At 64.7% G+C, this 6,867-nt stretch carries 5 protein-coding genes and 1 pseudogene; 1 reads left to right on the top strand and 5 read right to left on the bottom strand.

Going from position 1 to position 6,867, the window contains the following annotated elements:
• The 4 genes and pseudogenes from A5648_RS14595 to A5648_RS14580 all read right to left on the bottom strand — a co-directional run.
• A pseudogene (locus A5648_RS14595) lies at positions 1 to 877 on the bottom strand (hypothetical protein); the annotation flags it as partial.
• A 314-nt stretch (positions 878 to 1,191) separates the two neighbouring features.
• Entirely contained in the window at positions 1,192 to 2,760 is a 1,569-nt protein-coding gene (locus tag A5648_RS14590; protein ID WP_065025241.1) for a succinic semialdehyde dehydrogenase, read from the bottom strand.
• Positions 2,761 to 2,769: 9 nt separating this feature from the next.
• Positions 2,770 to 4,032, bottom strand: coding sequence for a cytochrome P450 (locus A5648_RS14585; protein WP_065025240.1), 1,263 nt, complete (start codon positions 4,030 to 4,032; stop codon positions 2,770 to 2,772).
• Positions 4,029 to 5,510, bottom strand: a complete 1,482-nt coding sequence (locus tag A5648_RS14580) for an aldehyde dehydrogenase (RefSeq protein WP_065025239.1) — start codon at positions 5,508 to 5,510, stop codon at positions 4,029 to 4,031. The genes A5648_RS14585 and A5648_RS14580 overlap by 4 nt, the downstream gene beginning before the upstream one ends.
• 93 nt (positions 5,511 to 5,603) lie before the next feature.
• On the opposite strand from A5648_RS14580, the gene A5648_RS14575 reads away from it, so the two are divergent.
• Complete coding sequence (locus A5648_RS14575) at positions 5,604 to 6,155, top strand: TetR/AcrR family transcriptional regulator (protein WP_065025238.1); 552 nt, start codon at positions 5,604 to 5,606, stop codon at positions 6,153 to 6,155.
• Between the two features lie 83 nt (positions 6,156 to 6,238).
• Here A5648_RS14575 and A5648_RS14570 read toward each other — a convergent pair whose 3' ends face one another.
• Positions 6,239 to 6,859 carry a TetR/AcrR family transcriptional regulator gene (locus A5648_RS14570; protein ID WP_065025245.1) on the bottom strand — a complete coding sequence of 207 codons (621 nt, stop codon included), beginning with the start codon at positions 6,857 to 6,859 and terminating at the stop codon, positions 6,239 to 6,241.
• Positions 6,860 to 6,867: the final 8 nt, after the last annotated feature.

Below are 6,867 nucleotides of genomic sequence, written 5' to 3'. Positions count from 1 at the left end.
AAACACTCCTTCTGTCCGCCCCAACGGCGGTCCGATGATGGACCACCTCGGACTTACACAGATGGAATGACACGCCCACTTTGATGGCAATGAGATTGACCGCCATCCCGATGACCATGGCACCATCGATAATCACTGCAGCACTGGGAATCTCGCGAATTGTCGGGATGGCGGCATAGGTGTGTAGGAAAAGTGCCAGCAGCAGACCGAACGGTAGGCCGAGCAACCCGACTCTAATCATCAGCCGGATTTCCGGGCCCGCGAGCTTCTTCGCGACATTGTTGAGTATGTCGAGTCGGTCGGTGAGAGTGCGCACAGCCAGCAGGCGCAGATCCAGCAGGTAGTCGGCGTTGTCGCCGGCCTCATCGACCGCGCGCTTAGCGACCGACGGCAGCTGTGACTCGACACGGTCGAACAGAACCTCACGAATGCCCGGCGACATCTCCGCCCACAACTGGGGGTGCTCGCGTTGCATCACGAAGCTGACCAGCGGACGCAGGTCCGCCTTGACCTGTTCGACAACATGCGACACAACCGACTCTTCGGCGAACTCGGCAAGAAAGTCTTTCGACGTCCCGATTTTGGCGACAACATTGTGTACCACCATCGCCGCCATCTTCTCACCGCGCGCAGGGATGAACCCCTGATAGCCGATGATGCCGCCCGGAGCCCACAGCGGCAGCACCTGAATGCGCCGAGGCAAAAACGGGAACAGAGTCTTGAGGCCCGGCAGGTAGAAGCCGTGGAACTGCACCGGGCTGAACAGCATGAAGATGCCCGACCAGTTGACCAGCAATCCCGCCGCGGCGCTGAACAGCGGGATCGTGACTAGGTCCACCCAGAACCGCGAAATTCCTGCCGTGGATTCGAGATCCAACCATCCAGCTGCCACGCTAACCCGCATCGCGTCTTCCTAAGTTGGGCCGAAGCGTCATACTTTGATTGATCGAGGCCGGGCTTGATGAGAGCCGGGCTGGATATGGCGATCGATAGAAATGCGTCGGAGTCGTCGTCTGATCGGCTATTCGTGGCTGGAATCCCTCGCACAGGGGGGACACCGTGGCGCCGGATTGGTGCGAGAACTTGATCGCCGGGGACATGCGGGGCCTCCTTGAGCGTGTGGTCTCCCGTACCGATCAGGGGGTGGATCGGGCTTGACGTGTCCGCCAGTACAGGACGGACGCCTTCCTGTTATTTGATCCGGAGCGCCTTCATCAGTCGGTATGTGGTGGTGAGGATCCTGGCCTGTTGCTTGAGCGACACGCCGGGGGGCGGGTCGAAGCCGATAACGCGTTGGCTGGCCACGGTCTGCAATTCGGTGTACTCGAGGAGGCCGTGCTCGCCGTGGCGGCGGCCCTGACCGGAGGCCTTCATGCCGCCCATCGGCGCGTCGTTGGAAGCGTAGGCAGAGGCGTAGCCCTCGTTGATGTTCACTGTGCCGCAGCGAATCCGTTCCCCCAGCCGGTGTCCGCGCGCGACGTCGCGGGTCCAGATGCTGGCGTTGAGGCCAAATTCAGTGTCGTTGGCCAGCGCGACGGCTTCGTCGTCGGTGCGGAAGGGGTAGACGGAGACGACCGGTCCGAAGGTCTCGTTCGCGTAGAGCTCCATCTCTGGGGTGACTCCGGCGAGGATGGTCGGCTCGTAGTAGAACGGTCCCAAATCTGAGCGGGCCCTGCCTCCAAGGTGCACCTTCGCGCCCTTGGAGCGGGCGTCCTCGACGTGCGTGATCACGATATCCAGCTGGCGTCGCGAGGTCAGCGATCCGACGTCGTAGCCGAAGTCGAATCCGGAGCCGAGGCGAATCTTCTCGGCCTTCATGACGAGCTTCGCTAAGAACTCGTCATAGACCTTCTCGTGCACGTAGAGCCGCTCGATGGACAGACACAGTTGGCCGGCGGTGGAGAAGCAGGCGCGGGCGGCGCCGGCGGCGGCCTTGTCCAGGTTGGCGTCGTCGAGGACGATCATGGGGTTTTTGCCGCCGAGCTCGAGCGTGCAGCCGATCAACCGCCGCGCGGCGGCTTCGGCGATTCGGCGTCCGGCTGCCGTGGATCCGGTGAAGCAGATGTGGTCGGCGTGATCGATCAGCGGTTGGCCGACCACGTCGGGCTCCCCGACCACCACCTGCCACAGCTCGCAGGGCAGTCCCGCTTTGACCAGCAGATCGCGGGCTTTCAGCGTGGTGAGGGCGGTTTGGGTGTCTGGCTTGTGCACGATGGCGTTGCCTGCCAGCAGAGCGGGGATCGCGTCGCATACGCCCAACGAGAGTGGATAGTTGAACGGGGAGATGATGCCGACGACGCCTTTGGGCTGGCGAAGTTCGCGAGTCTTGGTGGCCAGGGGGATGGCGCCCGCGCGCTTGCGAGGCTTGAGGAATCGGGGCGCGTTGCGCCCGTAGTACAGCGCGAGGCCTGCGACATCGAGGGTCTCCTCGAAGGCGCTGTAGCGTGATTTGCCCGTTTCGGCTTGCACGGTGTCGATCAGTCCGGCGTTGGCCAGCACTAGGTCGTGGAAGGCCAGGAACACCTTCGCCCGATCATTGGGTGCACGCGCTGCCCACTCGCGTTGTGCCGCGCGGGCCGCGGCGAACGCGTCGGTTACGTCAGCCGGCGTTGATCGGGGTACTAGGGTCAGCGGCTCGTCGGTGAACGGGGCCCCGGTGGTGATCGCCGGTCCGCTCGCGCGAATTGCTGCGATCAGCCGGGTCATCTGGGGCACACCGAGGCGGTCAGCGGCGAAGGGACGCGGCGTGGTGTCTGCCATGCTCGGCTCCTAGCGTTTGGCGGTGAACTTGACCGGCATTCGTTTGATGCCGTGGATCAGGTTGCCGGCTAGGTACTCGGGCTGGCCGGCCTCGAAGTCGGGGGCATGGTGCAGCAGCGCGCGAAACAGGGCGCGCAACTGGGCCTTGGCGACCTGGGCGCCGAGGCAGTAGTGGGCGCCGCCGCCGCCGAAACCAAGGTGGTGGTTCGGGCTGCGGGACAGGTCGAATCGTTCGGGGTGATCGAACGCGGTTTCGTCCCAGTTACCGGACGGGTAGAACATGACGACCTTCTCGCCGGCTTTGATCTCCTGGCCACCGACGACGGTGTCGGTCACCGCCGTGCGGCGGAAGGTCATAACCGGGCTGGCCCAGCGGATGAACTCCTCTATCGCGGTACCGATCCGGCCGTCGAAGTCCTCCAACAGCCAGGCGCGTTGCTCGGGGAAGTCGGTGAGCGCTTTGACCACGTGGCTGGTGGTCTGCCGGGTGGTGTCGGTGCCGGCGATGCACAGCAGGGTGAAGAACGAGGAGATCTCCGAGTCGGGCAGCCGCTCGCCATTCACCTCGGCCTGCACCAGCGCAGTCATCAGGTCGTCGCGCGGGTCCTCGCGGCGCTGCGCGGCCAGCGTCCGCCCGATCTTGGTCAGGTACCGTCCTGCTTCGGGGAGAGCCTCCAGCAGGGGGCGGCCGTCGCGGGTGTCTGGGTCGTTCCAACCGGTGATGACCTCGGCGGCGCGCGCGACCGGGAGCCGATCCGCTTCGGGGACGCCGATCATGTCGCACACGGTGATCATCGGCAACAGGGCGGCGCATTCGGAGACGAACTCGACCTCACCTTTGCCCACGATACCGTCGACGATCTCGCGGGCGTTGGCCTCGATCTGCTCCTGGATCCGCCGCACCTGTCTGGGGGTGAACGCCGCCGAGACGAGTCGGCGGATCTGCGTATGGTCCGGCGGGTCCATGCCGAGGATCGACTGGGACGCGCGCACCATGTGTGGCGGCAAAGTCTCGAAGTTCACCCCGTACCGGGAGACGAACACGTCGTTGCGCCTGCTCACGTCGATGATGTCGTCGCGGCGCAGGATCGCCCAGTAACCCGGATCGTCCGGCTCGGGGTACCAGGCGTCCTCGACTGGCCGCTGCCAGGAGATTGGCCGCTTGGCCCGCAGTTCGGCGTACGCGTGCTCTCGGTCGGTGGCCGTGGTGGTCCAGAACGCCTTGGCGGACAGGTCGATCGTGTCGTGCTCACGCGTGGTCGTAGTGGTCATCGCGGACTCCGTTCTTGCGGGACGCCCGCACCCGAGCTGGGTAGGTAGACGGATTTCAACTGCTGGTAGGCGGCCAGACCCTCGGGGCCGAGTTCGCGGCCGAGTCCGCTGGCTTTGACGCCGCCGAAGGGGGACCCGGGGTCAAGGGTGAACCCGTTGACGCCGACGCTGCCCGTGTGGACTCGGCGCGCGATATCGAGGCCTCGCTCGGGATCGGCGGTCCATACGGTGCCGCCGAGACCGTAGGCGGAGTCATTGGCGATCCGCACTGCCTCGGCGTCGTCGGTGTAGGGGATGACAGTTAGGACTGGGCCGAAGATCTCCTCGCGTGCGATCGTGGTGTCGTTGTCAACGTCGGCGAACACGGTGGGCTCGATGAACCAGCCGCGGGTGAGATGCGGTGGTCGCCCTCCGCCTGCGGTGATTCGGCCGCCCTCGGCCTTGCCTTTGGCGATGTAGGCCTCCACGGTGTCCCGCTGCTGTGGAGTGGCGACCGGCCCGATAAGCGTCCGCTCCTCCAGCGCATTGCCAACGGGCAGCGCGGCGGCCATCGCGCTGAACGCGTCGACTACCTCGGGGTAGCGGGTGCGGGGCGCCAGGATCCGGGTGCTGATGAAGCAGGTCTGTCCGTTGTTCAGCAGGGTCGCGCCGAACATGGCCTTCATCGTGCAAGATAGATCGACATCGTCCAGAAGGATCCCCGCTGACTTCCCCCCGAGCTCGAGTGTGACCGGCTTGAGCAGTCGCCCGCACTGCTCGGCGATGGTGCGTCCGGCCTCGGTGGATCCAGTGAAGGCCACCTTGTCCACATCGGGGTGACTAACCAGGTGCGCACCGACGTCGCGGCCGGAGCCGGTCACGACGTTCACCAAGCCCGGCGGCAGGTCGGCTTCCTTGACGGCCTCGGCGAGCAGGAACGCGTCCAGCACTGTCTCCGACGACGGTTTCAGCACCACCGTGCAGCCCGCGGCCAGGGCGGGCGCGAGTTTGAACATGGTCAACGACTGCGGGAAGTTCCACGGCACGATTGCGGCGACCACACCGACCGGTTCTTTGCGTACCACGGTGCTGCCGGACACCAGCGACTGTCGCGTTTCCTCCGCGGGAAGATCGGCGCTCAGGTCGGCGTAGTAGCGCAGCAGCATCGCCGGCTGTGCGCCTTCTGTCTGCCGCCCGATGCGCACCGGCATCCCGTTCTGGCTGCTGACCCGATGTGTGAACTCCGCGGACCGTGCCTCGATTGCGTCGGCGAGCCGGAACATCGCGGCGGCACGCTGCTGCGCCGGCCAGTGCGCCCAACCGCTTGGGTCATCGAATGCAAGGCGTGCTGCCGCCACGGCGGCATCCGCGTCGGCTCGGATCCCCTTCGGTACGACGCCGATGCGTTCCTCGGTGCTGGCGCAGACCACATTGATCGTCTGAGGTGACGCGGGGGCGACCCATTCGCCGCCGATGAACAGCCGGTCGTATTCGTACATGCACCACACCATAGACAATGTTATGGTTTAGGGGAAGCTGCAATCGGAGAACGGACGATAATCTTCGTTACGGAATCCAGATGAAAGGCTGTCATGACCAGGATCGTCGGCAAGCAGGAGTACTTCGAGGAAGCGCTCGACGTGCTGGCCAAAGATGGCTTCAAGGGCCTGAGTATCGGGCGGCTGTGCACGACGCTTGGTGTGACCAGCGGTTCGTTCTATCACCATTTCGGTAGCTGGCAGGGTTTCGTTGACGCCGTGATGCAGTTCTGGGAGAACCGGCAGATATTGCAGCTCAAGGACCTCGCGCTGGGTACCGGCGGTCCACAGGCCGACCTGGAGGCGCTGCGCAAGGTCACCCTCGGCCTGCATCACGGAGCCGAAGCGGCGATTCGCGCCTGGGGTGGCAACGACGAGGGAGTGCGTGCGGTGCGGCACCGGGTCGATGACGCGCGTCACAAAACTGTCTTCAGGGCGATCAGAGGAGTCGTGGGCGACGGGAAAGTCGCAGGGGTGCTCACCACGCTGGGCATGGCGATGCTTGTCGGCTACCAACAGCTGTCCACAGATGGTGACCATGCGGAACTCGAGAGTCTGCTCGACGAATACTTTCGGCTGATCCGCTCGCACGCTGGCGGCGCGTAGCTACCTCGGGCCGGTCAGCGGCACAATTCTCAGCGATGCAGACACTTGCTCGAAGGCCGCTATGCCGCGGCCATCGCTGTCACCTACCGACTACGCCAGAACGCGCTCAGCCACAGCCGCTCGATGATCTCGACGGCGCGCGCCGGATCCTGCCCGCTTCCGATAAACGTGCTGTCGTTGTGAATCAAAGCCGTTATAGTGGCAGCCGCCATTATGCGCACCAGGGCGGGCACGTCGTCGGATATGGGGCGCGCGTCGGCATCGTGTTCTATAAGCGCGACGAGTTTGTCGATCACGGTGTCATAGAAACGGTCCATCATCGCCCGTATCCGCGAATCGGTGTTGCGGGCAACTGCGCATGCCATCAACACCGGATCGTCGTTGGCGAACACCGCTGCAACGTTGCCGACCATGCGCTTGGCGAATGAGTCCGGCGACTCGTGCAGCTCACGTGGGGCAAAATGATCGGTCTTCTCCCCGAGCAGCTCAGTCATCTCGGCGAGGATCACTGCGAGGACGGCGTACTTGGAGTCGAAATAGAAATAGAAGCCGGACCGTGCGATGCCGGCCCGCTCGCTGATCGTACTGACCGACAGATCGGCGAACGACCGCTCCTGCAGTAGTTCGCGGACCGCGACGACGATGGCTTCGCGATTCCGGTCGCCGCGGCCGCGGCGGATCTGCTGTGCTGCGGGCTGGGTCATGATGCCGG

It is taken from the genome of Mycolicibacter sinensis, assembly GCF_001673565.1.
In the GTDB taxonomy this organism is placed as follows: Bacteria; Actinomycetota; Actinomycetes; order Mycobacteriales; family Mycobacteriaceae; genus Mycobacterium; species Mycobacterium sinense_C.
This window is presented reverse-complemented; position numbering and strand designations above follow the sequence as displayed.